Source organism: Brevibacillus fluminis (genome assembly GCF_003710825.1).
Lineage (GTDB): Bacteria > Bacillota > Bacilli > Brevibacillales > Brevibacillaceae > Brevibacillus_D > Brevibacillus_D fluminis.
This window is the reverse complement of record NZ_RHHQ01000004.1, coordinates 369738-392483: the sequence shown is the minus strand read 5'-3', so window position 1 is coordinate 392483 and position 22746 is coordinate 369738. Positions and strand designations below refer to the sequence as shown.

The 22746-nt window shown below is 51.7% G+C and carries 27 protein-coding genes; 21 read left to right on the top strand and 6 right to left on the bottom strand.

Annotation, left to right across the window (positions count from 1 at the left end; genetic code table 11):
• The first annotated feature begins 169 nt into the window (after window positions 1-169).
• The 4 genes from EDM56_RS04145 (at window position 170) to EDM56_RS04130 (ending at window position 4059) form a co-directional block, all read left to right on the top strand.
• Window positions 170-724 carry a GGDEF domain-containing protein gene (locus EDM56_RS04145; RefSeq protein ID WP_183192284.1) on the top strand — a complete coding sequence of 185 codons (555 nt, stop codon included), beginning with the start codon at window positions 170-172 and terminating at the stop codon, window positions 722-724.
• Window positions 725-987: 263 nt separating this feature from the next.
• On the top strand, window positions 988-1605 hold the full coding sequence (locus EDM56_RS04140; protein WP_122916613.1) for a DUF47 domain-containing protein: 618 nt from the start codon (window positions 988-990) through the stop codon (window positions 1603-1605).
• Window positions 1598-2617 (top strand): inorganic phosphate transporter, encoded by a 1020-nt coding sequence (locus EDM56_RS04135; protein ID WP_122916612.1) that lies wholly within the window; start codon window positions 1598-1600, stop codon window positions 2615-2617. Before EDM56_RS04140 ends, EDM56_RS04135 begins: the two co-directional genes overlap by 8 nt.
• Before the next feature lie 269 nt (window positions 2618-2886).
• Window positions 2887-4059, top strand: a complete 1173-nt coding sequence (locus tag EDM56_RS04130; protein WP_183192283.1) for an MFS transporter — start codon at window positions 2887-2889, stop codon at window positions 4057-4059.
• Here the strand turns inward: EDM56_RS04130 and EDM56_RS04125 are convergent.
• From EDM56_RS04125 to EDM56_RS31360, 3 genes are all read right to left on the bottom strand, one after another.
• Window positions 4027-4266, bottom strand: a complete 240-nt coding sequence (locus EDM56_RS04125; RefSeq protein WP_122916610.1) for a hypothetical protein — start codon at window positions 4264-4266, stop codon at window positions 4027-4029. The two genes, EDM56_RS04130 and EDM56_RS04125, sit on opposite strands and share 33 nt — an antisense overlap.
• A 145-nt stretch (window positions 4267-4411) precedes the next feature.
• On the bottom strand, window positions 4412-5194 hold the full coding sequence (gene lgt / locus EDM56_RS04120; protein WP_122916609.1) for a prolipoprotein diacylglyceryl transferase: 783 nt from the start codon (window positions 5192-5194) through the stop codon (window positions 4412-4414).
• 170 nt (window positions 5195-5364) lie between these two features.
• Window positions 5365-5508, bottom strand: a complete 144-nt coding sequence (locus EDM56_RS31360; RefSeq protein ID WP_183192282.1) for a hypothetical protein — start codon at window positions 5506-5508, stop codon at window positions 5365-5367.
• Between the two features lie 437 nt (window positions 5509-5945).
• Between EDM56_RS31360 and rsmD the strand changes: the two genes are divergently transcribed.
• Entirely contained in the window at window positions 5946-6518 is a 573-nt protein-coding gene (rsmD, locus tag EDM56_RS04110) for a 16S rRNA (guanine(966)-N(2))-methyltransferase RsmD (protein ID WP_122916607.1), read from the top strand.
• Entirely contained in the window at window positions 6515-6997 is a 483-nt protein-coding gene (gene coaD, locus EDM56_RS04105; RefSeq protein ID WP_122916606.1) for a pantetheine-phosphate adenylyltransferase, read from the top strand. The genes rsmD and coaD overlap by 4 nt, the downstream gene beginning before the upstream one ends.
• An 11-nt stretch (window positions 6998-7008) precedes the next feature.
• Here coaD and ylbJ read toward each other — a convergent pair whose 3' ends face one another.
• Window positions 7009-8238: a sporulation integral membrane protein YlbJ gene (ylbJ, locus tag EDM56_RS04100; RefSeq protein WP_122916605.1), complete on the bottom strand. Its 1230-nt coding sequence runs from the start codon at window positions 8236-8238 to the stop codon at window positions 7009-7011.
• 141 nt (window positions 8239-8379) lie between these two features.
• Between ylbJ and EDM56_RS04095 the strand changes: the two genes are divergently transcribed.
• Together EDM56_RS04095 and EDM56_RS04090 are read left to right on the top strand one after the other, a co-directional pair.
• The gene (locus EDM56_RS04095) at window positions 8380-9177 is read left to right on the top strand and encodes a patatin-like phospholipase family protein (RefSeq protein WP_122916604.1); all 798 of its coding nucleotides are present in this window, start codon (window positions 8380-8382) and stop codon (window positions 9175-9177) included.
• Window positions 9174-10214: a SepM family pheromone-processing serine protease gene (locus EDM56_RS04090; RefSeq protein ID WP_246009251.1), complete on the top strand. Its 1041-nt coding sequence runs from the start codon at window positions 9174-9176 to the stop codon at window positions 10212-10214. The genes EDM56_RS04095 and EDM56_RS04090 overlap by 4 nt, the downstream gene beginning before the upstream one ends.
• On the opposite strand, the gene EDM56_RS04085 is transcribed toward EDM56_RS04090, so the two are convergent.
• Window positions 10198-11415: a nucleotidyltransferase gene (locus tag EDM56_RS04085; RefSeq protein WP_246009261.1), complete on the bottom strand. Its 1218-nt coding sequence runs from the start codon at window positions 11413-11415 to the stop codon at window positions 10198-10200. The two genes, EDM56_RS04090 and EDM56_RS04085, sit on opposite strands and share 17 nt — an antisense overlap.
• Before the next feature lie 178 nt (window positions 11416-11593).
• On the opposite strand from EDM56_RS04085, the gene EDM56_RS04080 reads away from it, so the two are divergent.
• The 13 genes from EDM56_RS04080 (at window position 11594) to rnc (ending at window position 22004) form a co-directional block, all read left to right on the top strand.
• Window positions 11594-12109 (top strand): YceD family protein, encoded by a 516-nt coding sequence (locus tag EDM56_RS04080; RefSeq protein WP_122916601.1) that lies wholly within the window; start codon window positions 11594-11596, stop codon window positions 12107-12109.
• Between the two features lie 193 nt (window positions 12110-12302).
• Window positions 12303-12473: a 50S ribosomal protein L32 gene (gene rpmF, locus EDM56_RS04075; protein ID WP_122916600.1), complete on the top strand. Its 171-nt coding sequence runs from the start codon at window positions 12303-12305 to the stop codon at window positions 12471-12473.
• A gap of 125 nt (window positions 12474-12598) precedes the next feature.
• Window positions 12599-13381 (top strand): ABC transporter permease, encoded by a 783-nt coding sequence (locus tag EDM56_RS04070; protein ID WP_122916599.1) that lies wholly within the window; start codon window positions 12599-12601, stop codon window positions 13379-13381.
• Window positions 13382-13383: 2 nt separating this feature from the next.
• Window positions 13384-14172 carry an ABC transporter permease gene (locus EDM56_RS04065; RefSeq protein ID WP_122916598.1) on the top strand — a complete coding sequence of 263 codons (789 nt, stop codon included), beginning with the start codon at window positions 13384-13386 and terminating at the stop codon, window positions 14170-14172.
• A 51-nt stretch (window positions 14173-14223) separates the two neighbouring features.
• Window positions 14224-15186, top strand: coding sequence for an ABC transporter ATP-binding protein (locus EDM56_RS04060; protein WP_122916597.1), 963 nt, complete (start codon window positions 14224-14226; stop codon window positions 15184-15186).
• A 97-nt stretch (window positions 15187-15283) separates the two neighbouring features.
• The gene (gene fapR, locus EDM56_RS04055; RefSeq protein WP_122916596.1) at window positions 15284-15871 is read left to right on the top strand and encodes a transcription factor FapR; all 588 of its coding nucleotides are present in this window, start codon (window positions 15284-15286) and stop codon (window positions 15869-15871) included.
• A gap of 24 nt (window positions 15872-15895) precedes the next feature.
• Entirely contained in the window at window positions 15896-16903 is a 1008-nt protein-coding gene (plsX, locus tag EDM56_RS04050; RefSeq protein ID WP_122916595.1) for a phosphate acyltransferase PlsX, read from the top strand.
• Between the two features lie 5 nt (window positions 16904-16908).
• The gene (locus EDM56_RS04045) at window positions 16909-17913 is read left to right on the top strand and encodes a beta-ketoacyl-ACP synthase III (RefSeq protein WP_122916594.1); all 1005 of its coding nucleotides are present in this window, start codon (window positions 16909-16911) and stop codon (window positions 17911-17913) included.
• A gap of 18 nt (window positions 17914-17931) precedes the next feature.
• On the top strand, window positions 17932-18882 hold the full coding sequence (fabD, locus tag EDM56_RS04040) for an ACP S-malonyltransferase (RefSeq protein WP_122916593.1): 951 nt from the start codon (window positions 17932-17934) through the stop codon (window positions 18880-18882).
• Window positions 18876-19616: a 3-oxoacyl-[acyl-carrier-protein] reductase gene (gene fabG / locus EDM56_RS04035; protein WP_122916592.1), complete on the top strand. Its 741-nt coding sequence runs from the start codon at window positions 18876-18878 to the stop codon at window positions 19614-19616. The genes fabD and fabG overlap by 7 nt, the downstream gene beginning before the upstream one ends.
• A 75-nt stretch (window positions 19617-19691) precedes the next feature.
• Window positions 19692-19925 carry an acyl carrier protein gene (acpP, locus tag EDM56_RS04030; RefSeq protein ID WP_122916591.1) on the top strand — a complete coding sequence of 78 codons (234 nt, stop codon included), beginning with the start codon at window positions 19692-19694 and terminating at the stop codon, window positions 19923-19925.
• 120 nt (window positions 19926-20045) lie between these two features.
• Window positions 20046-21287: a beta-ketoacyl-ACP synthase II gene (fabF, locus tag EDM56_RS04025; RefSeq protein WP_122916590.1), complete on the top strand. Its 1242-nt coding sequence runs from the start codon at window positions 20046-20048 to the stop codon at window positions 21285-21287.
• A gap of 30 nt (window positions 21288-21317) precedes the next feature.
• A complete protein-coding gene (gene rnc / locus EDM56_RS04020; RefSeq protein ID WP_122916589.1) occupies window positions 21318-22004 on the top strand; it encodes a ribonuclease III in 687 nt (228 codons plus the stop codon).
• Window positions 22005-22084: 80 nt separating this feature from the next.
• Here the strand turns inward: rnc and cdaS are convergent, their stop codons facing one another.
• Window positions 22085-22711 (bottom strand): sporulation-specific diadenylate cyclase CdaS, encoded by a 627-nt coding sequence (gene cdaS / locus EDM56_RS04015; RefSeq protein WP_122916588.1) that lies wholly within the window; start codon window positions 22709-22711, stop codon window positions 22085-22087.
• Window positions 22712-22746 lie beyond the last annotated feature (35 nt).

The following is a 22746-nucleotide window of genomic DNA, read 5'->3' as shown; positions in this document are numbered from 1 at the left end:
GGATATTGAATTGGGCAAATTCTCCCGCTATAGTAGTACTATCAGACGATCACAAATCGGTTGCCAGAAGGGTCGTGGGCAAATGGTATATCGCTGGATAGGATCGATAGTCGGGATGCTCCTGAGCCTATTTTGGATCATAACCGCGTGGCTCTCTTCCGGGAGGACCATGTTCGCTTTGTTTTTCCTCATGCTGGTCGTTCATATTGTTTGCGGATATTTGCTTGGGCGGAGGTACGAAATCATTCAACAGATGGCATATCATGATTCGTTGACCGGCATGCTTTCCCACCGCCGTTTCCTAGATATGCTCGAAAAAGAGATTGAACGGGCTGAACGGTATGATTATCCGGTCACGCTCATGTTCCTCGATTTAGATGATTTTAAAAAATACAATGATACGCACGGGCATATGGCTGGGGACAGGCTGTTGTGCCATTTCGCTCGCGTTTTGCAAGAAACAGTGCGCAATCACGATGAGGTCGGACGCTGGGGTGGCGAAGAATTTGTCATCCTGCTTCCACATACCGATACGCAGCAATCGCTATTGGTTGGCGAGCGACTCAGAGCCAATATCGCTCGTGAGATGAACGGCGTGACAGCAAGCATCGGAATAGCCACATTTCCCGTTCACGCGCGTACAAGCAATGAACTGGCCCTTTGCGCGGACAAGCTGATGTATGAGGCGAAAAAAACGAAAAACTGCATGGTAGCGGGTTCCTGATAAAGCGCATGTTTCTTGCCAATTTTATGGCAGATCGTGCGCTTTTTATTTGGGAAAACCGTAGTTTTTTACGTGAAATGGTGAAGACTAACGGGAGGTGGTCATAAAAAAAGAAATTTGTCACTGGAAAAACGCTAACATTTACGTAAACTTTACAAAACGTTAACAAAATCAATACATATTATCGTGCGAATTTAAATTTACCTTAACACGTTGTTTGGTTATAATCGTAAAGGCGCAATTATTCATAAGGAGTGTGTGGTATGTTTAATTCCAAGAAGCACAACTTTTTCGATCACTTTGAGCAGCTCGCTGCCATTGTACACAAGGGTACACACCTGTTCAGTGAAATGGTCGGCAACTATCAAGAGGTGGAAGCCAAGGTAGCGGCGATCAAAGAGGTCGAAAAAGAAGGAGACGCACTTGTTCGCAAAATCATGAACGAGCTGAACTCCACTTTTATTACCCCGTTGGAGCGTGAGGATATTCACTCCTTGGCCCACACGCTTGATACGGTACTAGATTTGATCGACGGGGTTGCTGACCGGATGTTCTTGTATCAGGTAAAGCAAATTGATCCAGGTCTTTTGGCACAGGCCAACATTCTCGCAAAATGCACAGCCAAGTTGATTGAACTGATCCGCACCTTGCGCAAGCTGGACCATGCAGTTGTCACAGGCATCGCGCGCGAAATCAAGGAACTGGAACACGAATCGGATCGAAATTATCGGAAGATGGTCTCGCAGCTCTTGAACGCTCCTGGCCAGGACCCGATTGAAGCTATTAAATTAAAAGAGATTTACGACAAACTGGAGGACTGTGCTGACTTTGCCGAGGATGTTTCCAACCTGGTAGAAGGGATCGTGCTGAAGAATGCATAGTGTTTCGCCTGATTTGGTGATTATGATCCTGGTCGTTCTGATGGCCTTGAGCTTTGACTTTATCAACGGCTTTCATGATACGGCCAATGCGATTGCCACCTCCGTTTCTACCCGGGCAATCAGTCCGCGTCTCGCGATCATCATGGCTGCTTGTTTTAACTTGATCGGTGCGCTGACCTATACCGGTGTGGCCAAAACGATCGGGGGAAGCATTGCTGACCCGTTCAAGCTGCAAAACGGTTTGGTGGTTGTCCTCGCGGCACTGACCTCCGCGATTCTTTGGAATTTGATCACGTGGTGGTTCGGGATTCCGAGCTCTTCCTCCCATGCGCTCATCGGCGGGGTTGCTGGAGCGGTTGTCGGAGCTGCCGGATTTGGTGCCATCAATGCCGCTGGTTTTATCAGCATTGTACAAGCTTTGATCGTGTCGCCAATCGTTGCGTTTGTCATCGGCTTCATTATGATTAAAATCGTGTCTTCATTGGTTGCCAATGCTCCTTACCACAAAACAAACAAAAATTTCCGCATTTTGCAAGTTCTCTCCGCATCCTGGCAATCTTTCAGCCACGGTGCCAACGATGCCCAAAAAACGATGGGGATCATCGCTTTTGCCATGGCGTCCGGCGGCTTCCTGGATGCACCGGGCGGCAACATCGAAATTCCGCTGTGGGTAAAATTTTCAGCGGCAATTGCGATGGCGTTCGGTACCTCGGTCGGCGGATGGCGCATCATCAAAACCATGGGTGGCAAAATCATGAAGATGACGCCGATCAGCGGATTTTCCGCAGACGTGTCCTCCGCTATGATCATCACCATTTTTACGGCACTGAAGCTGCCAGTCAGCACGACGCACGTCATTACCTCCTCGATTTTGGGGGTAGGGGCCTCACAAAAATTCTCCGCCGTCAAATGGGGAGTAGCCGGCCGCATCGTCGTGACATGGGTCATTACGCTGCCATGTACGGCATTGCTTGCAGCTGCTTGTTATATCGTCTATGACGTATTTTTGTAAAAACCAAAAAAGTGTACCTGCCAATCATGGCGGGTGCACTTTTTTCTTTTACCCGTTTTACGATAAAATAGAATCGTGACAAAAGTCACGCACTTATTATGGCTTTGGAGACGGCGCCCCTCGAACTTACAGAACAAGTGCCGCCAAAAAGGAACGACTTTCCCATACTTGCTCAAAAAAGGAGGCTTGCGCATGTCAACTGCCATAATCAGTGTACAAACCCCATAAGGGGGCGTCAGAAACCAAACCGGACTATGGAGGTTTGGAGCTTGCATAAACAATTGTATCTGTACGTCAATGCGCTTTCCGATTTTGGCTCGCGTATGAATTTGATCGCGGTTTCCGCTTTGTTTTCTGTTTTTGCTAACAGTCCCGTGTGGCTGATGGCTTATTTTCTAGCCCGACAGGCGGGGGCGGTTTTGTCTAGCTTGTTTGCAGGCGTGCTCGCCGATCGCTTTGACCGGCGGTTGTGTATGATCGCAAGTGATCTTGTCTGTGCCGTCGTCATCGGATCGATCGCAATAGTTCCCCATCCGCTAACCGCGGTTATCGCCGCATTTGTCGCCGGGATCATGTACAACGTGTTTCAAATCAGCTTTGACGCATCGATTGCCTCGTTGTTTGGCGAGGGGAATGTGAAGCGAACGAACAGCCGGATTGTTCGGCTTACGATGATTGTGACCGTATTGGGTTTTGCTGTGAGCGGATATGTCGCAGACCTGTGGGGGTTCCGTTGGATCGTCGCCTTTGACGCACTGACCTTCCTGGTGTCGGCGGTTATGCTGTTCAGGATGCGATGGCAAACCACACATCGGCGGGTGCCAAACGAGTCAAAAGGAAAGTGGGGAACAGACTTGGCGGAAGTATTCGCCTATCTAAAAGCAGAGCGGGTCTACCTCCATCTCATCCTGTTTGCCTTTCTCTTTGCGTTTGGCGGCACGGCATGGAATTATGGGTTACCGCTTTTGTCGCAGCGCGATTTGTCGCATCAATCGACGTTTCACGGCTTGATGTGGACGATGATGGGAGCAGGGGGAGTGGTGGGCTCTTTTGTGTTTGCAAAAGTCCGATTGCGAGCGATTCCGGCTTTTCTTACGACGATGGTCGCATTCTCCCTGACGATTTCGCTGGTGTTTTGGTCCAGCCAGCAAGCTGTGATTCTCGGTTTCTTGTTTGCAGCCGGAGTGTTTGATGCAGGAGCGCAGCTGTACCAGCGAACGATGATTCAAACGAGCGACGGCGCATACCGTGGGCGCGTTTTGGGTATTCAGGCGCTGTTTGTCCGTTTGGGCTATTTACTCGGATTCCTTGTAGCACCTGCCCTGCTCATGGTCATATCGCTGCCTGTCATGATTGTGGTCGTACAAGGAGTGGTGACCGGGATCGCGATGCTGTTGGCCAGGACTTTTTCAGACAGCGCCCGTCAGTCGTTGCCAAAATGATGGATGGGGCCGGATGCTCATCGAACGGATGCAGTCGATTGGAATAAACAGAATCGAATCGTTCGTCTGTTTCAGCAAAATGCCGGTTGCATCATACGAAAGCAGTTGGCCTTCTTCCGCCTCATCATCAGGAGAAGCGATCATATGTGGGGCGAAATAGACCGTGACTGGTCGCGAAAGGTATTGCTGAAGTAAGTTGGTTTCCATTCAATCACACCCTTACGCAATATTCGAAAAGTAGTAGTAATCAGCATTGCCAGATTTGCTGGCCATTAAACCAGATCGTTGCTTGCAAAAAAGCCATCCCTGTCTATGACAGAAGGGATGGCTTTTCATCTTTCGCTAGTAATGTTTACACGGATGGATGACGTTCCCGCGGCTTTCTGGCGAAAACGATCATGAGCACCACACCTGCCAGCGCGAGGGAGAGGCTGACCAGCTGAGCGACGCGTAGCCCTCCGAGCATGAGACTGTCGGTGCGCATGCCTTCAATAAAGAAGCGCCCGATCGAGTAAAGGATCATGTAGCTGAACAAAATTTGTCCGTCAAACCGTTTGAAACGATAGAGCATAAAGAGCAGAATCGCGCACACGAGCAAATTCCATAGCGACTCATACAGGAAAGTCGGATGGTAGTACTGGCCGCCGATCAGCATCTGATTGCGAATGAATGCCGGAAAATGGGACATGAATTCTGCAGAGACGGGACCGCCATGCGCTTCCTGGTTCAAGAAGTTGCCCCAGCGTCCAATCGCTTGCCCCAAAATGACGCTTGGCATCATGATGTCCGCCAGCTGGAAGAATGGCAGATTGTGCTTGCGGATGTACAGTGTGCCTGCAATCAGTCCGCCGATCAAACCGCCGTGAATCGCCAGCCCGCCTTTCCAAACAGCGATCATATCAAACAGGTTATCTTTGTAATGCTCCCATTCAAACGCCACATAATACGCGCGGGCGCAAATGATCGCTGCGGGAATAATCCACACTACCATATTCAGCACGTGATCAGGATCAATGCCGGCGCGTTTGCTGTTATAGCGCGCGAGATAGGTACCGAGAAAAAAAGCGAGACCCATCGTGATGCCGTACCAGTGCACGGAAATCGGTCCGATCGAGAAGGCAATCGGGTTAATCAAGGTATTTCTCCCCCTAACGTCAAGTTTCCTTTGGACAGTATAGCACAATTGGTCAAGGCTTACCTCTTTGGACGAAAAAAGAAAACCCTTTTCCGTGAGGCTGATCTCCGGAAAAGGGTGACTCTGAAAGGTATGGGAAAAGCTTGCACATGTCCCAAGTGCGGATATGATTATTGACCGTGCTTTTCCATGTCAGATTGGTCAGCTGCCGATTGCATATTGCGTGCTTGCTCCTGGTTTTGTCCGGTGCGATCGGCCAACGACTGCATCGCGGATGCCTCGAGCTTTTGCTTGGATGGTTCCTTTTCTGCCATTACTGCCTCACTCCTTTAAGCGAGAATGCGTAGCACGGCTAGTGTAACCGCTATGCGCAAAAAAATACCTCATCCGGTTAGGGATGAGGTAGCGGTCCGAACGTTCCCGCGCAGGGAACCAATGCCGGTACGTTCCTATCCAACGTACAAGCTCGCTTGGTCCGCATTTCAATTATGGGAGAGGAGAAACCGGAGGAAGAGCTTATGGGGAAACGTAAGTCTTCTCCGCGGTTGTCAGCGACACCCTTGCGTCGCTTGTTCCTATTCTTTGCCAACCTGGTATTTTTTATACATCGATGGAAAAAGTTCCTGAAAAATTTTCCAATCGCAATTTTACGGCTCATTCGTGGATGTGATAGTATGAGAGCATTCCCGATATGCGACCACCAAACCATCGTCACATATCGTCTTACAACGAAAAGAATTAGGTGAGCACAATGAGAGTAATTGCAGGCGAATTTAAAGGAAGAGCCTTGGCGGCCGTTCCGGGCAAAGGCACGAGGCCAACGACCGACAAAGTCAAGGAATCGATATTCAGTATGATCGGCCCTTATTTTTCAGGTGGGGTTGCCCTCGATTTATATGCAGGAACCGGAGGGCTCGGAATCGAGGCGTTGAGTCGGGGCGTAGAGCGCGTCATTTTCGTCGATGCCGATGCCAAGGCCGTTTCCGTCGTAAAAGGCAATCTGGAAAAGGTGCAGGCGACAGAGAAAGCAGAAGTGTACCGCAATGACGCAGCGCGCGCGCTTAAGGCGCTGACCAAGCGCGATGTGAAGTTTTCCGTCGTTTTTCTTGATCCGCCGTATGCTTATCAAAAAATTGCGGCAGAGATGGCGATTTTGCAGGATACAGGATTGTTGGCAGATGGCTGCTGGATCGTGGCCGAGCATGATACCGAATTTAAGCTGGGTGAGCAAATCGCTGATTGTGTCCTGCAGAAGCAGGCGACATACGGGGATACGACAATCAGCATTTATCGCTATGAACCGAAGGGAGAGGCACAAGAATGAAAATCGCAGTTTGTCCCGGCAGTTTCGATCCGATTACAAACGGGCACCTGGACATCATCTCGCGGGCAGCCGCCATTTTTGACAAAGTGATTGTGGCTGTTTTGACGAACTCGAAAAAAACGCCGCTTTTTTCCGTGGAAGAGCGGATGGAGCTGATTCGCAGCGTTACCGCCGATTATCCAAATGTGGAGGTGGACACATTCGGCGGCCTGCTCATCGACTATATGAAAAAGCGGAAAGCGCAAGTGCTGATCAAGGGACTGCGTGCAGTCTCCGATTTTGAATACGAAATGCAGATGGCGTCGGTCAATAAAAAGCTGGATGATTCCGTCGAAACCTTTTTCATGATGACCAGCAATCAGTATTCGTATCTCAGCTCCAGCATCGTGAAGGAAGTCGCGCGCTACCATGCGCCAGTGAGCGATCTGGTCCCGCCGGTGGTTGAGCAAGCGATTCTTGCAAAAATGAAGAATAACTAAAAAAGCCCGCCTCAGCGAGTGGGGCGGGATGCTTGTCGATACAGCAACAGGCTGATGATGATCAGCACGATAAAGATGAGTGTGGCGGTCAAGCCGTTGTGACTGAGCGAATCACTCCAGGCATGCAGCATGCGCGGCTGGTCATACACTTGAAACACCGGCTTGCTGGCTGCGATTCCTTCTGTCATGCGCGTGAGTGGGCCCCAGAAAATCAGGGTCATAATGGCAGCCATGATCGCGTGGATAAAGCGGGCTAACAAGTAGGGAGCGACGCGGATATCGGTATTCGCGAGGATGCTCGCTACCTGTGCGTGCACGCTCAAACCACCCCAAGAAATGACGGCGCTCGCGATCGCGGCTTTCCACATGAGCGACACCTGGCCTGGCACTTCGCTCGTGGCTTGTGCGCCGAGCGTTACCTCGAATATCCCGGAAATGAGCGCCTTGGCAAACTGCGGCGGCAAGTCAAACGGAGAGAGCAGCACCGTGATGACAGCGGAAAGAAATTGCGTGATGTTCAGCGTGCTGAGAAGCTGCAAAATGACCGAAAACACGATTAAAAAGCCGCCGATCATCAGGAGCGTCTGCAAAGCCGAATGAACGGCATCGCCCATCAAGCGGCCAAAGGCTCTGCCGTCATTGAGGCGTGCGCGATGCATGGCTTGCAAGGCGCGAAGCAGTAAAGGAAGCTTATTTTTGCTGATCGGCTTCGTCGATAGGTCGCGAGGCGCGTGAAACCGGTACATGATTCCGAGCAATAGCGCAGATACGTAATGGGTTGCGGCGAGAATGAAGCCAAGCTGCTCGTTGTGAAAAAAGCCGACGGCAACCGCCCCGATAACAAATAGCGGATCACCGGTCGTTACAAATGATACGAGTCGTTCTCCTTCCGCTCGGGTGATGTTTCCCGATTCCCGCAAGCTGGTGGTTAGTTTGGCCGTAACGGGATAGCCGGAAGCAAATCCCATCGTCAAGATAAAGCCTCCCGTGCCCGGCACATTAAAAAGTGGACGCATCAGCGGTTCCAGTAGCACGCCGACGAAATGAACGACGCCAAACCCCATCAAGATTTCCGACAACACAATGAATGGGAGTGTAGCGGGAAACACCACTTCCCACCAAATATTCAAGCCCCTCAGGGCGGCTTGAAACGATGTTTGCGGATTTGAAACGAGTGCAATAACCAAGCCAATGGAAAAAAGCGCAACAAACAACGTGAGAAAATGCGAACGGCGAGCCATACGTCCCTCCTGCGGATCAGGATAGTACATGTCTACGTCCAAGGTAGTGAAACTATTCGCCCAAGCTTCCCACGAAAGCGAAATGAAGCGCATGGTTCATACATAAGCTAAGAAATGGTGACTCGGAAAGGGGGGCGGCACATGGCAGCAGGCAAAAGACGACCCAAGATCGGTTTGGCGCTCGGATCGGGCGGAGCGCGTGGCTTCGCGCACATCGGCGTGCTCAAGGTGCTGGAAGAGCATCAGATCGAGGTGGATTTTTTGGCCGGCAGCAGCATGGGCAGCCTGGTCGCCGCGTTTTACGCCAATGGCATCAAACCGGACATGATGGAAAAGCTGGCATTGAATTTGAAACGGAAGCATTGGCTTGATGTAATTGTGCCGAACCTAGGGTTCGTCGCCGGTCAGAAGATCAAAGAATTGATAAGACTCTTGACGCATGGGAAAAATATCGAACAGCTGAATATCCCTTTGGCGATTGTTGCGACCGACATCGAACGCGGGGAGCGCGTGGTTTTCACGAAAGGGCCGATCGATCAGGCGGTGCGCGCAAGCATCTCGATTCCAGGCATCTTTGTGCCGGAAAAGGTGGATGGACGGTTGCTCGTGGACGGCGGCGTCATTGATCGAGTGCCGATTACCGTGGCGCGGGAGCTAGGAGCCGATATTGTGATCGCCGTCGATGTGGCGCAATTTGATACGCAGATTCAAGTCAAATCCATCTTTGAAGTGATCGCGCAGGCGATCGATGTAATGGAACGCGAGATTTTGCGCCATCGGATTGTTTCAGCGGACTTGGTGATCCGGCCGGACGTAGGACAATACAGCAGCATCGCGTACAGCGGCATTCAGGAGATTATCGCTGAAGGGGAACGGTGCGCACGAGAGCATGTAGAGAAAATCATCGAGTTGATTGAAAAATGGGAGGACCAACAGTGAAAAGCGTACGCCAATCACGCTGGCTGATCGTGGTTTTGATCGGCCTTTTGACCATCAGTCTGTATATACCATTGCCATACTACGTCACGAGACCGGGATCAGCCATGGAGCTGTCGCCGATCATCAGCGTTGAGGGCGGAAAGAAGGATGAGAAGGGCGCGTTCATGCTGACTACCGTGCGGATGGGACAGGCTAACATCGCCTGGTATGTGTACTCCAAATTTTCGCCGGATGCCGAGTTGATCGATCGCGACCTCGTCCTAAACAAAGGGGAGTCGAACGAAGATTACACCAAACGTGAGCTCGGGGTCATGCAGGATTCACAGATGACGGCTGAAGCGATGGCCTTCCGACGAGCGGGCTACCCCGTCAAGATACAGAAGCTGGGCGTACTGGTCAACGGGACGCTGGAAGGCATGCCTGCAGCAAAAGTGCTGAAGGTGGGGGACATCATCACACAGGTGGACGATAAGCGAATCACCGACACGAATGAGCTGTTCGCAGCCCTTGCCAACAAAAAGGCGGGTGACACGATCGCGCTTACCTATCTCAGAGACAAACAAGAGCAAAAAGCAAGCTTGACGTTAGTCGAGCTGCCGGCCGACACCGGGCAGAAAGCTCGTCCAGGATTCGGGATCAGACCGGCAGACAAGACGCTGATTGAAGTGCCGAAGAAAGTAAACATCAACTCGGAAAACATCGGGGGGCCATCTGCTGGACTGATGTTTACGCTGGAAATTTACGATCAGCTGCGCCCGGATATCGACCTAACAAAAGGGTACCGGATCGCCGGTACAGGCACGATCAATCCGGATGCGACAATCGGACGCATCGGCGGCATCAACCACAAAATCATCGCAGCGCAAAATGCGGGCGCAGAAATATTCTTTGCCCCTGACGATTCGGATGCGCCCGTATCGAACTATCAGGAGGCGCTGGCGACTGCGAAGCGGGTCGGCGCTAAGATGAAGATCGTTCCGGTCAAAAAGCTGGATGACGCGCTGGTCTACTTAGAATCGCTCACGCCAAAACAATAGGCGGGCGTCGGTACTCAGCCGTGAAGGGGCGATCTCCCGGCTCTGGCTGGGCCAGGCTGTAGACGGCAACAGCGGCAATTTCCATGTCCAGCATCGGATGCAGCCCGTCCGTCACTTTTGTGATCAGCGGGATGGACGACTTCTTTTTCGCCTCGTGCAGAAGCTGCTTGCCGACCTGCGAGAAGCCGAGAATCCGGGCATAAGGCGCTCCATTTTTTAAGGAAAGCTCAGCCATCGTACTTTTTTTCATGTCAAGCAGGACGGCTGTCAGCATACGCTGGATGCGGTTCCACGTGTAGCGTTTGTTTTTCGTGGCGGCAACCAGCTCCGCGACCGTGGTAGCTTGTCTTGCTGCCGCTTTCAGCCGATGCTCGATACCCTCGCCGACTTCATGATAACCAGCGATGTCTTCAGGCGAGAGCTGCAAAAGCCGGTGAAAGAGAGGATGGCGGAATCGTTCCCAATTGATTGGCCCGCGCCCGAGCTCAAACTCACGCTGTATAATGGCAAGTGTGGTGGGGGGAACATAGGGTGCAAGCTCTTCAAAGCCAGCATCATCGCCAAAAATCAACTTGCGGATAGCTGTGGCACTTGCGATTTGGGCATCGGTGATCGTCGTTTGATGATATTCGGCTTTTTGCCGCTTGATGGTTGCAGGTTGAATGCGGCTGCCGAGCCGTTTGAGGGCAAGCAAATAGTTGAGTCCCAAAATATTGTTGGGCGAGGCTAAATCGGCATCCGGTGAACCGTCGCGGTCCAGCATTTCCGATGCAGCCTGTGCGTAGGCGGACGGGTAGGAAAGGCCTTTTGCGAGATGAGCCCTGAGCGAAAGGGAAAAAGCTTCCGGTTCATCAGCGAGCAGCTCAGCTAGATCGCTGATCCAACTGATCTCACCGCTTTCACTGCCAAAGCAGAGGGAATCGACCACACCGATTCGGTCGAGCACCGAAACGGCCCCCAACGCGAACAGCTCGGCGGTGGCACAAGAATAGGGTAGCGGAAGCTCGATAACCAGGTCGATGCCCGCCTGCAGCGCCATTTCTGCTCGCGCCCATTTAGAGAGCAAGGCAGGCTCGCCGCGCTGCAAAAAATTGCTGCTCATCACGATCACGCAGGCGTCTGCGCCCGTGACCCGTTTGGCTTCTGTATAATGATAGTAATGACCGTTATGCAACGGATTGTATTCGACGACTAATCCCACCGTCTTCAAACAAAGTTCCTCCTTTTTTTTCTTGCTCCATAGTGTAGTAGAGTGCTATCTTTTTAGCAACCGTTGGAAAATGCGGTGGGATGGAACGAACGTGCTGTCAAGGAAAATTGGTTGACAAAGATTTGGGCAAAAGCTATAATCATCTTTGTTGCGCTTGAGGTGAAAAAACATGATTATTCGATTGAGTGAACTGGATCATCGTAAAGGTGAACCACTACCGTTCCGAGTGACATTGGATGCCGACGATATCAAATCGCGCCATCAAGAAATTCGCAGTGTCACACCCGTGCAAGCAGTCGGTGAGGCTGCCAAGCTGGGAGATCTCTATTATGTGAATGGGGATATGGAGGCAGATGTCAATTATGTCTGTGCTCGCTGTTTGACCACATTCACCCAGCACATGCATGTGCCGTTTTCCGAGTCGTTTACCAACGACGAATCGCTGGTGCTTGACGAAGAAAGCGACATTCAACTGCTGGATGGAGAAGAGATTGAGCTGGATCCACTGCTTTCAGAGGATTTTCTCCTGGAAGTGCCAACGTTCCCGCTTTGTTCCGAGGATTGCAAAGGATTATGCCCAACGTGCGGCGTTAACCGCAATGAGCAGCCATGCAGCTGCAAAAACGAACGCATCGATCCGCGGTTGGCCGGTTTGGCTGACTTTTTCCAAAAGAACAACGAGTAATCTTGGACAAAGGTTCAATATGAAGCAATGTGTATTGTAACAGATTCACGCTTCATTTTTGAATGACTGGCGCGCTTGGCTTGTCCGATGCCGCCGATCATGAATAGAAGGCTTCCTCTCAGTGTGAAGAGCACTTGTGTGCTTCCTCCTATCGAGGCCTACTTGAAACAGAATTGAAGGAGGTGTAAGTAAGATGGCAGTACCTCAACGGAGAACTTCCAAAACTCGTAAAAGAATGCGTCGTACGCACTTCAAATTAGAGATTCCAGGCATGATCAAATGCGACAATTGTGGCGAACACAAGCTGGCTCACCGCGTTTGCGGAAGCTGCGGACACTACAAAGGTCAAAAAGTAGCAAAATAAGAAGCAGGGTGATACCTCACCTTGCTTTTTTCTTTCGGCAAAAAACATGGTGGCGCCAAGCTTCTTGGCGCTGCCTTCGTTGCGTTTTCGAGAAATTCTCGTTTTTGCAAAAGAGGGGGAATGAGATGGTTTATTGGTTGCTTCTTGTAAAAAGCTTTCGTCGCAATCTTCAGTATCGCATGGCACATATCATCAACAATTTTGCCAGCACCATTTTCGGATTCGTGTTCATCGCTATTTGGGCTGGCGTGCTGGAAGGCAAGGGGAACACGGACAGTATTTACAACCCTTCCACCATGGCGCATTACATCGCGTTTACGCAAATCATGCTTTGGATCACGACATTCCTCAGCCCGGGATTGGGCATCCATCTTCAGGTGCGCACCGGTGCGGTCAGCCTCGACCTCATGCGGCCTGTGAGCTATTTTTTGTTTGTAATCTCACAGGAAGCGGGCAAGATTTGCTACAACCTCCTGTACCGCACGCTGCCAATCGCCATCGTCTATTCCGCTACAGTTGGCTTTTATCTTCCTCGCGAGCCTTTCACCTACATCGTTGCCTTGCTCTCCATTTTACTCGCGGTTTACATCAGTTTGCTCCTGTTTTTTCTCGTTGGCCTCACTTCTTTTTGGACAAATGAAATCAGCGGTTTGCATAATGTGCTCATCACCTTGCTGTTTGGTCTCGGCGGCCAATTTGTGCCGATCGATCTGTTTCCGCATTGGCTTAGTACGCTTGCGCTCGGACTGCCGTTCGCTGGTGTGCTCTACTATCCGACCATGTTGTATCTGGAACAAGTTTCGTACGGCGTGCTCGGTCTGCAAGCGATCTGGTCGATCGTCCTGACCATCGTCTGCCTCGTGCTGACCGGCAGGGCGCGGCGCAGAACCGAAATTCAAGGAGGATAGCCATGTGGTCCTTTTATTGGAAGATGTTGAAAACCAATATTCGCTCACAGCTGCAATACAAAGGCAACTTCATCATGACCGCGTTTGCCAATGCTAGCCTGTCGGTGCTCGACTTTTTACTGCTAGGCGCAGTGCTGGCACGGTTTGATCACGTGAAAGGCTGGAGCCTCTATGAGATCGGAGTGTTATACGGGATCATCTCCTGTGCGATGTCTATGTATCGGACGATTGCTGCGGAAATCCACGAGTTTGAAAAATATATCATCCAGGGGGAATTCGATCAGCTGCTAGTGCGGCCGATGCCGCCGTTGTTCCTGTTGCTGACCAAACGGGTGGATTTGGGGAAAGTAGGGGGTGTGCTGCAAGGGATCGTGGTGCTTGGTGTTTCACTCGCCGGGTTGTTTCGCCAAGGAGAGGTGAGTTGGCTTCTCATCGCGTATTTGCCGGTGGCGATACTGCTCGGGTGCGTGATGATGTTCTCGATTTCATTGATAACCGCAACAACTGCTTTTTGGACGTCACAGGTGAAGGATTTGCAGGCGTTCACGCTTTATGCCCCGTCCAATGCAGCGAACTATCCGATCAGCTTGTACCCGGATTGGCTCAAGCTCGTATTTCTGGGCCTGCTCCCTGTCGGCTTCATTAATTACATACCGGCACTATATTTGCTGCACAAAGGGGGCAGTTGGTATTATTTGCTGGTTTCTCCGGGCGTGGTGATCGGATACTTGCTTGTGGCCCTTTGGTTTTGGCGCTTCGGTATCAAACATTACCATAGCACAGGCTCGTGAGCAGCAAAGTGATTTTGTGTTCTTGGTTGATAATAGAAGGGAGATAAGGAAATGATCGTAGCCGACGGGCTTGAGAAAACATTTTGGCACAGACCCAATGCGAAGGGAGTGCTCGGCAGCTTCCGCGCGTTGTTTTCAGGCGTAGGCTCGGCGAAAAAAGCGGTTGAGTCCGTTTCCTTTGCGATTGAGGAAGGAGAATTCGTTGGGTATCTGGGGCCAAATGGTGCGGGCAAGTCTACCACCATCAAAATGCTTGTAGGTATTCTCCATCCTTCCGCCGGATCGGTTGAAGTGGCGGGCATGAGCCCACAGCTGCAGCGTAGAGAGGTTGCCAAAAAGATCGGCGTCGTGTTTGGGCAGCGAACACAGCTATGGTGGGACTTGCCGGTGCGCGATTCGTTCGAAATTTTGCAGGCCATGTATCAAGTTGACGAGAAACAGTACGCACTAGCTATGGAACGGTATGACGATCTGCTGGAACTAGGGAGCTTCATTAATACGCCAGTGCGCAAACTGTCACTTGGCCAGCGCATGCGAGCCGACTTGGCGGCGGCCCTGCTGCATGATCCGGCAATCCTGTTTCTGGATGAGCCCACGATCGGTCTCGATGTGGTCGCCAAAGAAAGAATTCGCGGGTTTTTGAAGGAAATCAACCGGGTGGAGCGAAAAACCATTTTGTTGACCACGCATGACATGGATGACATTGCTGAATTGTGTCAGCGCATCATTGTCATCAATCACGGGAAGCTGGTCATGGATGGCAGTTTGTCCGCGCTGCGCGAGCAGATCGGACTGCCGACCACATGCACGGTGCAATTTGCCTCGACGCCACAGATCCAGCAGATTCGCGGTATCGAGCGCATTGAGACGAACGGAATGCAGGTACAGGTTTTTTACGATAAACGCACGATTTCGACCCCAGTTATCCTCGATGAAATCAGCAAATGGGGTGATCCGCTTGATATTACGCTTGCGGAGCCGGAGATTGAAGAATTAATTCGCCGGATTTATTAGGGTTGTAATGATACCGCATGTCGAATATACTAGTTTTGGCACCAGGTATTAATTTCTGATCGTAAATTAGGTTCGATATGTCTATACATATTGGGGGGTGGCGACCATCGCCCGATTGCCGAAAAAAGATCGACAAACGCGGCTCGTCCAGTATTTAAAAGAAAATCCTTTCGCAACGGATGAAGACTTGGCGACAGCTTTTCGCGTCAGCATCCAGACCATCCGGCTTGATCGGCTAGAGCTTGGTATTCCGGAGCTGCGTGAGCGGATCAAGTCGGTGGCGGAACGCAGCTTGGACCCGGTAAAGTCACTGGGGATTGATGAAGTGATCGGTGAGGTTGTCGATCTGCAATTGGATGTGCAGGGAATCTCCGTGCTCGACATCAAGGAAGAGCATGTGTTTACCCGCACGCAAATTGCCAGAGGACATTATATATTTGCACAAGCAAATTCGCTCGCAGTCGCGCTGATCAATGCAGATGTCGCGCTGACTGCGACGGCGCGCATCCGGTTTATCCGTCCCGTCAAGCTTGGTGAACGGCTGGTCGCCAAAGCGGTGGTCCGTTCAAGCAGTGGGGATGAGAGCCGCGTGCGCGTTGAGACGAGAGTACAAAATGAAGTTGTCTTTTCTGCAAGCTTCCGTGTCGTGCGTGCAGCCGCATGGGAAGCGGAACCACAATTGTAGGCAATGAGTAAAGGAGGAAATGATTTGCGTATCGCTATCGATGCGATGGGAGGCGACCACGCTCCGAAAAGCGTGGTGGAAGGTGCATTGCTCGCCATCCAGTCCAACCCGTCGCTTACGGTTGTGCTCGTAGGAGACGAGACTGCCATCAGACAACACATGCCCGCAACCATCCCCTCCAGAATTGAGATTCACCACACGACCGAGATCATCGAGGCAGAGGATGAACCAGTGCGTGCGGTCCGACGTAAAAAAGATTCGTCAATGGTCGTAACGATGGATTTAGCCAAGCTGCGAAAAGTGGACGCTTGTATCTCCGCGGGGAATACGGGCGCTTTGATGACAGCCGGTCTTCTGATCGCAGGGCGGATGAAAGGAATCGAACGCCCTGCGCTGGCTGCGTTTATTCCGAATGTGCAAGGAAAAGCGTCGCTCTTGCTCGATGTCGGCGCCAATGTAGACGCAAAGCCCGTTCATTTACTGCAATATGCGATCATGGGCAGCGTGTATGCCGACAAGGGCATGGGCATCCCGGATCCGAAGGTCGGTCTGCTCAATGTCGGTACGGAGGAGACGAAAGGAAACGAGCTGTGCAAGGCCACCTATCCGCTGCTCGCGCTCTCCAAAACTCATTTCATCGGTAATGTGGAGGCGCGCGATATCATGCAAGGCTCCTGCGACGTCGTCGTTTGCGAAGGCTTTGCGGGAAATGTATTGCTGAAATCGATCGAAGGGTGCGCTTCCACGATATTCTCCATGCTGAAAGAGGAGTTTACTTCCAGTTTCTTGAATAAAGTAGGAGCCTTTCTATTGAAACCGAGCTTGGTTCGGTTCAAAAAGCGGATGGACTATGCCGAGTACGGCGGAGCACCGCTGCTCGGGTTGATGGTTCCGGTTTTTAAGGCGCATGGCTCGTCCAGTTCACTGGCGATCAAAAACGCGTTTTTGGCAGCAGCCCGCTATGTGGAAAATGACGTAAACGGCTTGATTCAGCAAGAACTCGATCTACATATACAAACCGAAAGCGAGTGAAACAGATGGCTCAATTGCGACCTGTCGGCATCCTCGGCACAGGCTCCTACACGCCTGAACGAGTGCTGACCAATGCGGATTTGGAAAAAATGGTGGAGACGAATGACGAATGGATCGTGACGCGCACGGGGATTCGTGAGCGCCGAATCTCGTCCAAAGAACAGGCGTCCTCCGATCTCGCCTATGAAGCAGCGCAACGAGCGCTGAAGAAAGCGAACATCACGGCGGAAGAGCTGGATATGATCATCGTGGCTACCGTAACGCCGGACATGATGTTCCCATCCACCGCCTGCATTTTGCAAGATAAACTAGGTGCGAAAAAAGCATCCGCACTCGACATATCGGCAGCGTGCACAGGCTTTTTGTATGGTGTAACGACTGCTTCCCAGTTCATTGCAAACGGTATGTACCGCTATGTGCTGGTGATCGGGGTAGAATCGCTCTCCAAAATTACCAACTACGAAGACCGCAACACATGCGTTTTGTTCGGTGACGGGGCTGGTGCAGCGATATTGGGGCCAGTACCAGAAGGCTACGGCTTCAAGGCGTTCGATCTCGGTGCAGACGGCTCGGGCGGCGAATTGCTGAACCTGCCTGCAGGCGGATCGCGCTTGCCGGCAACCGCGGAAACGGTAGAGCAAGGGCTCCATTACATGTATATGGCCGGTAGCGAAGTATTCAAGTTCGCAGTCCGTGTGATGAACTCCGCAACGGAAACAGTTCTGGAAAAAGCGGGACTGGAAAAAGAGAGCATCGACCTGCTGGTGCCGCATCAAGCGAACCTGCGGATCATCGAGGCAGCTTTGAAACGCTTTGGCCTTTCCGAAGACAAAGTCGCGATCAACCTGGATCGCTACGGCAACATGTCCTCCGCCTCCATCCCGGTTGCACTGGATGAAGCGGTGGAAGCAGGTCGCGTGAAAGAAGGCGACAATCTAGTGCTGGTTGGATTCGGCGGCGGATTGACGTGGGGCGCGGCACTTTTGACATGGTGCACAAAGCAAGCCTAACGGAAGGGAGTTAACAAGATGAGTAAAATTGCACTCGTATTCCCGGGCCAAGGCTCCCAGTTTGTTGGCATGGGAAAAGAACTGGCTACACAATCGGCCGCGGCTAAAAATATATTTGACCAGGCGGACGCAGCGCTCGGCTTTTCGCTGTCTACGCTCTGCTTTGAAGGTCCAGATGAAGAACTGAAGCTGACTGCCAATACGCAGCCGGCAATCTTGACGATGAGCGTTGCAGTACTAGCGGCGCTTAAAGAAAAACAGCCTGTCATCAAGGCTGATTTTGTCGCAGGCCACAGCCTCGGCGAGTATTCCGCGCTTGTCGCAGCTGGCGCCCTTACGTTTGAGGATGCCGTGAAAACAGTCAGACTGCGCGGTCAATTCATGGAAAGCGCGGTTCCAGCAGGCCAAGGCGCCATGGCGGCAGTTCTTGGAATGGAACGGGACGCGCTGCATGTGGTGTGCGAAGAAGTAACGGCCGGCGGTAACCCGGTTCAGCTGGCAAACCTCAACTGTCCAGGCCAAATCGTCATTTCCGGAAGCGCGGAAGGCGTGAAGCTGGCAGGCGAGGGTGCGAAGGCTGCGGGGGCAAAACGTGTCCTTCCACTTAATGTGAGCGGACCGTTCCACTCCTCCTTGATGGAGCCAGCGGCTGATCGGCTGAAAGAAGTGCTTGCAGGCATCGCGATCAGTGAAGCATCCTTCCCGGTTGTGGCGAACGTTTCGGCGCGTCCGGTAACAGGCGCAGAGGACATTGCAACCAGCCTCGTCGATCAAGTGGCATCCCCCGTTCTATGGGAGGATTCTGTCGCGTGGATGGCGGAGAAGGGCGTGACCACGTTCATCGAAATCGGACCTGGCAAAGTGCTCGCCGGACTGATTAAAAAGATTGCTCCAGGTGATGTGAAAATCTACTCGGTGCAAGACGCGGAATCGCTTGCAGAACTGCTGGATGGAGGTATTTTATGCTAACAGGAAAAGTGGCGCTCGTAACAGGCGCATCACGCGGCATCGGACGCGCGATCGCGCTTAAGCTGGCAGCTGACGGCTGCAACGTCGTCGTCAACTATGCGGGCAGCGAGGCAGCAGCGGCTGAAACCGTAGCGAAAATCAAGGAGCTGGGTCGCGAAGCGATCATGGTGAAAGCGAATGTGAGCAGTGCGGATGAAGTGAACGACATGTTCAAGTCGGCTCTTGACACTTTCGGTCAAATTGACATTTTGGTTAACAACGCTGGGATTACCCGCGATAACTTGATGATGCGTATGAAAGAGGAAGAATGGGACGATGTGATTGACACGAACCTCAAAGGTGTGTTTAACTGCATCAAGGCGGCTACTCGTCCGATGATGAAACAGCGCAGCGGCCGAATCATCAATATCACCTCGGTGGTGGGCGTGCTCGGCAACGCTGGGCAAGCCAACTATGTGGCGGCGAAAGCGGGCGTGATCGGCCTGACCAAAACCGCAGCGCGTGAGCTGGCGTCCCGTGGCATCACGGTGAATGCAGTGGCTCCAGGCTTCATTGCAACGGACATGACAGACGTTTTGCCTGAGGATGTAAAAGCTAACCTGCTGACACAAATTCCGCTCGCACGATTGGGGCAAGCGGATGAAATCGCCAATGTCGTGCACTTTTTGGCGAGCGATGCGGCTGCTTATATGACAGGACAAACCTTGCATGTCGATGGCGGCATGTACATGTAACCCGTTCGAATCCTTGATTCAACTGGTTTTTACAAGGGACATCCCTTATAATACTTGGAGAGGGGGTGAAGTAAGATGGCAGACGTTTTTGAGAAAGTGAAAAAAATCGTGATTGACCGGTTGAATGTAGATGAGTCCAAAGTTACTTTGGAAGCTTCTTTTAAAGAAGACCTGGGTGCTGACTCTTTGGATGTAGTGGAGCTCGTTATGGAACTCGAGGATGAGTTCGATTTGGAGATTTCCGATGAAGATGCTGAGAAAATCACTACTGTGGGCGAGGTAGTAAAATACATAGAGTCCCACAAGTAATTGTAGAAGGGAGTCTCGTTTCGGCGGGGCTCCTCCCTTCACATATGCGGACTTTCCACTTTTATCCACATTCAATCCGTAATGAAAGCGAAATGCTTATTACATATAGAGGTGAAGCGAATGAAACGAAGAGTGGTGATTACGGGCGTTGGCGTCATTTCTCCTGTGGGCAACGACGTTGATACCTTCTGGGAAAGCCTGCGCACTGGTAAGTCGGGGATCGATAAAATCACGAGCTTTGATGTCACTGATTATCCGACACAAATTGCTGGCGAAGTGAAAGATTTCGTGCCAGAAGACTACATGGACAAAAAAGAAGTGCGTCGTACGGACCGTTTCGTGCAATTCGCACTGGCTGCTGCCAAAATGGCCATGAAGAACTCCGGTTTGGAAATCAATGAAGAGAATGCCGATCAAATCGGTGTCTACATCGGTTCCGGTATCGGTGGATTATCCACGTTTGAAGAACAGCATCGTGTCATGCTGGAAAAAGGACCACGCAGGGTAAGTCCGTTTTTCATTCCGATGTTGATCGGGAATATGGCATCCGGTTTGATTTCCATCGAATTGGGCGCCAAGGGTCCGACCTCCAGCGCGATTACAGCGTGCGCAACAGGGACCAATGCAATCGGTGACGCGTTCCGCCTGATTCAATACGGACATGCGGATGCAATGGTAACCGGAGGAGCGGAAGCGACGGTGCTACCGATGGCATTTGCGGGATTCTGTTCGATGAAGGCGATGTCGACGCGCAATGATGAGCCGCAAAAAGCGAGCCGTCCATTCGACCGCGATCGCGATGGCTTCGTCATGGGCGAAGGAGCGGGCGTGCTGGTGATTGAAGAGCTGGAGCATGCGAAAAAACGCGGCGCAACCATTATCGCTGAAGTGATCGGCTATGGCATGAGTGCGGATGCGCACCATATCACAGCTCCGTCTCCAAACGGCGAGGGCGCTGCCCGCTGTATGAAACTCGCGCTGAAAGATGCGGGAGTCGAGCCGGATAGCATCGGTTACATCAATGCGCACGGTACATCTACCGGTCAAGGCGACATTGCGGAAACGCAAGCGATCAAACAAATTTTCGGGGAGCATGCGTACAAACTGGCGGTCAGCTCGACCAAATCGATGACGGGCCATCTGCTCGGTGCTACAGGTGGTGTTGAAGCGATCGCAACAGCATTCGCCCTGCGCGATCAAATTTTGCCACCGACAATCAATTTGGAAAACCCAGACCCCGAATGCGATCTTGATTATGTACCGAACAAAGCTCGCGAAGCGCACGTTGATGTGGCTCTCTCCAATACATTTGGTTTTGGCGGTCACAATGCAACGATTGTGCTTAAACGATACCAGGCATAAAAGACGATGTCTCGGATTGGGGGTGCGGTGATGAATTTTGCAGAGCTGCAGACGAACATAAATGTACGCTTTCGCGATGAAAGCGTGTTGCGGCAGGCTTTCACCCATTCTTCGTATGTAAATGAACAAAGAGGCAGAAAAATCCAGGACAATGAACGTCTTGAGTTTTTAGGAGACGCCGTATTGGAATTGAGCATCTCGCAATTTCTTTACCGGACATTTCCCAAAATGACTGAAGGCGAAATGACAAAGCTGCGAGCTGCGATCGTGTGTGAACCTTCACTGGTGAAGTTCGCTGAACGGTTTCAGTTTGGCGAGCTCGTTCTTCTTGGTAAAGGAGAGGAGCTGACCGGCGGCAGACAGCGACCGGCTTTGCTCGCAGACGTGTTTGAGGCATTCATTGGCGCACTTTATCTGGATCAAGGGTTGGAAGCAGTCTTTCAGTTTCTCGATGCCTATGTCTTCCCACTGATTGACAAAGGGCAATTCACCCAGATCACCGACTTCAAGAGCCAGCTGCAAGAATTCGTCCAACAAGACAATTTGGGCGAAATCACATACCGCATCGTCCAAGAGCGGGGACCGGCCCACAATCGTGAGTTCGTTTCCGAGGTGCTTCTCAACAACGGAGCACTTGGCGTCGGGACCGGTCGCTCGAAAAAGGAAGCGGAGCAGCAGGCTGCAGCCCGTGCATTAATCAAATTGGGAGCAAAATAAAAAATCCGTTCTTTCTGTTAGGCAACTGGCAGAAAGGCGGATTTTTTTTGCGTTTTCGGCAGCGTGTTGAAGCGCTGCACTCAGTCGATGACCGCCAATGGATAGAGCGTCCCATCCAACGCAAAGGAGGCTCGCCCCGTTTCTTCAGAGACGACGATGACAAGCGCGTCGGTTTGTTCGCTCATCCCAATCGCGGCGCGATGCCGCGTCCCGAGTTTTTTCTCGCCGGAATAAAGCGTGGAGTGCGGCAGTACATGGGCAGCCGAAATGATCTGGTTCCCTTTAATCAAGACGGCTCCGTCATGCAAAGGGCTGCCCGGATAAAAAATCGATTCCAACAAGGAATGTGTGAACATGGCCCCAACTGGGATGCCTTTTTGCATGAAAGACTCTGTCGGATCGTTGCGTTCGATTACGATGAGCGCGCCGTGCCGACGTTCCGATAGATGCTGGATCCCGGTGGAAAGAGCCAAATAGCTGTCGGTATAAGGGGACAAATAGCATCGCAAGTAAAAGGCAGCCGCAGTGGCTTTGATTTGTGAAAACCGGTTCATGATCTGCTCAAATTCATGTAAGAGACAAGAGCCGTCGCGATCGAGTGAGCTGAGCAATAGGCCCAGCTGCTCATTAGTTTGGGTGAGGTGCTCCTTGAGCTTTTCTTTCATTGGGGAAAAGTCGCAGTCATTCTGAACCGTTGCGGTAGCCATTGGCCATCCCTCCCTGATGCACGCACGATCTGCAG

What these genes read in the sequence shown, in the direction of transcription:
- rsmD (WP_122916607.1), top strand. Translation starts at nt 5,946, where the DNA reads ATGAGAGTAATTGCAGGCGAATTTAAAGGAAGAGCCTTGGCGGCCGTT.
- EDM56_RS04140 (WP_122916613.1), top strand. Translation starts at nt 988, where the DNA reads ATGTTTAATTCCAAGAAGCACAACTTTTTCGATCACTTTGAGCAGCTC.
- EDM56_RS04070 (WP_122916599.1), top strand. Translation starts at nt 12,599, where the DNA reads ATGGTTTATTGGTTGCTTCTTGTAAAAAGCTTTCGTCGCAATCTTCAG.
- fabD (WP_122916593.1), top strand. Translation starts at nt 17,932, where the DNA reads ATGAGTAAAATTGCACTCGTATTCCCGGGCCAAGGCTCCCAGTTTGTT.
- EDM56_RS04095 (WP_122916604.1), top strand. Translation starts at nt 8,380, where the DNA reads ATGGCAGCAGGCAAAAGACGACCCAAGATCGGTTTGGCGCTCGGATCG.
- EDM56_RS31360 (WP_183192282.1), bottom strand. Translation starts at nt 5,508, where the DNA reads ATGGCAGAAAAGGAACCATCCAAGCAAAAGCTCGAGGCATCCGCGATG.
- acpP (WP_122916591.1), top strand. Translation starts at nt 19,692, where the DNA reads ATGGCAGACGTTTTTGAGAAAGTGAAAAAAATCGTGATTGACCGGTTG.
- EDM56_RS04135 (WP_122916612.1), top strand. Translation starts at nt 1,598, where the DNA reads ATGCATAGTGTTTCGCCTGATTTGGTGATTATGATCCTGGTCGTTCTG.
- fabG (WP_122916592.1), top strand. Translation starts at nt 18,876, where the DNA reads ATGCTAACAGGAAAAGTGGCGCTCGTAACAGGCGCATCACGCGGCATC.
- rnc (WP_122916589.1), top strand. Translation starts at nt 21,318, where the DNA reads ATGAATTTTGCAGAGCTGCAGACGAACATAAATGTACGCTTTCGCGAT.
- fabF (WP_122916590.1), top strand. Translation starts at nt 20,046, where the DNA reads ATGAAACGAAGAGTGGTGATTACGGGCGTTGGCGTCATTTCTCCTGTG.
- EDM56_RS04125 (WP_122916610.1), bottom strand. Translation starts at nt 4,266, where the DNA reads ATGGAAACCAACTTACTTCAGCAATACCTTTCGCGACCAGTCACGGTC.
- EDM56_RS04065 (WP_122916598.1), top strand. Translation starts at nt 13,384, where the DNA reads ATGTGGTCCTTTTATTGGAAGATGTTGAAAACCAATATTCGCTCACAG.
- ylbJ (WP_122916605.1), bottom strand. Translation starts at nt 8,238, where the DNA reads ATGGCTCGCCGTTCGCATTTTCTCACGTTGTTTGTTGCGCTTTTTTCC.
- EDM56_RS04060 (WP_122916597.1), top strand. Translation starts at nt 14,224, where the DNA reads ATGATCGTAGCCGACGGGCTTGAGAAAACATTTTGGCACAGACCCAAT.
- EDM56_RS04080 (WP_122916601.1), top strand. Translation starts at nt 11,594, where the DNA reads ATGATTATTCGATTGAGTGAACTGGATCATCGTAAAGGTGAACCACTA.
- EDM56_RS04145 (WP_183192284.1), top strand. Translation starts at nt 170, where the DNA reads ATGTTCGCTTTGTTTTTCCTCATGCTGGTCGTTCATATTGTTTGCGGA.
- cdaS (WP_122916588.1), bottom strand. Translation starts at nt 22,711, where the DNA reads ATGGCTACCGCAACGGTTCAGAATGACTGCGACTTTTCCCCAATGAAA.
- rpmF (WP_122916600.1), top strand. Translation starts at nt 12,303, where the DNA reads ATGGCAGTACCTCAACGGAGAACTTCCAAAACTCGTAAAAGAATGCGT.
- EDM56_RS04045 (WP_122916594.1), top strand. Translation starts at nt 16,909, where the DNA reads ATGGCTCAATTGCGACCTGTCGGCATCCTCGGCACAGGCTCCTACACG.
- coaD (WP_122916606.1), top strand. Translation starts at nt 6,515, where the DNA reads ATGAAAATCGCAGTTTGTCCCGGCAGTTTCGATCCGATTACAAACGGG.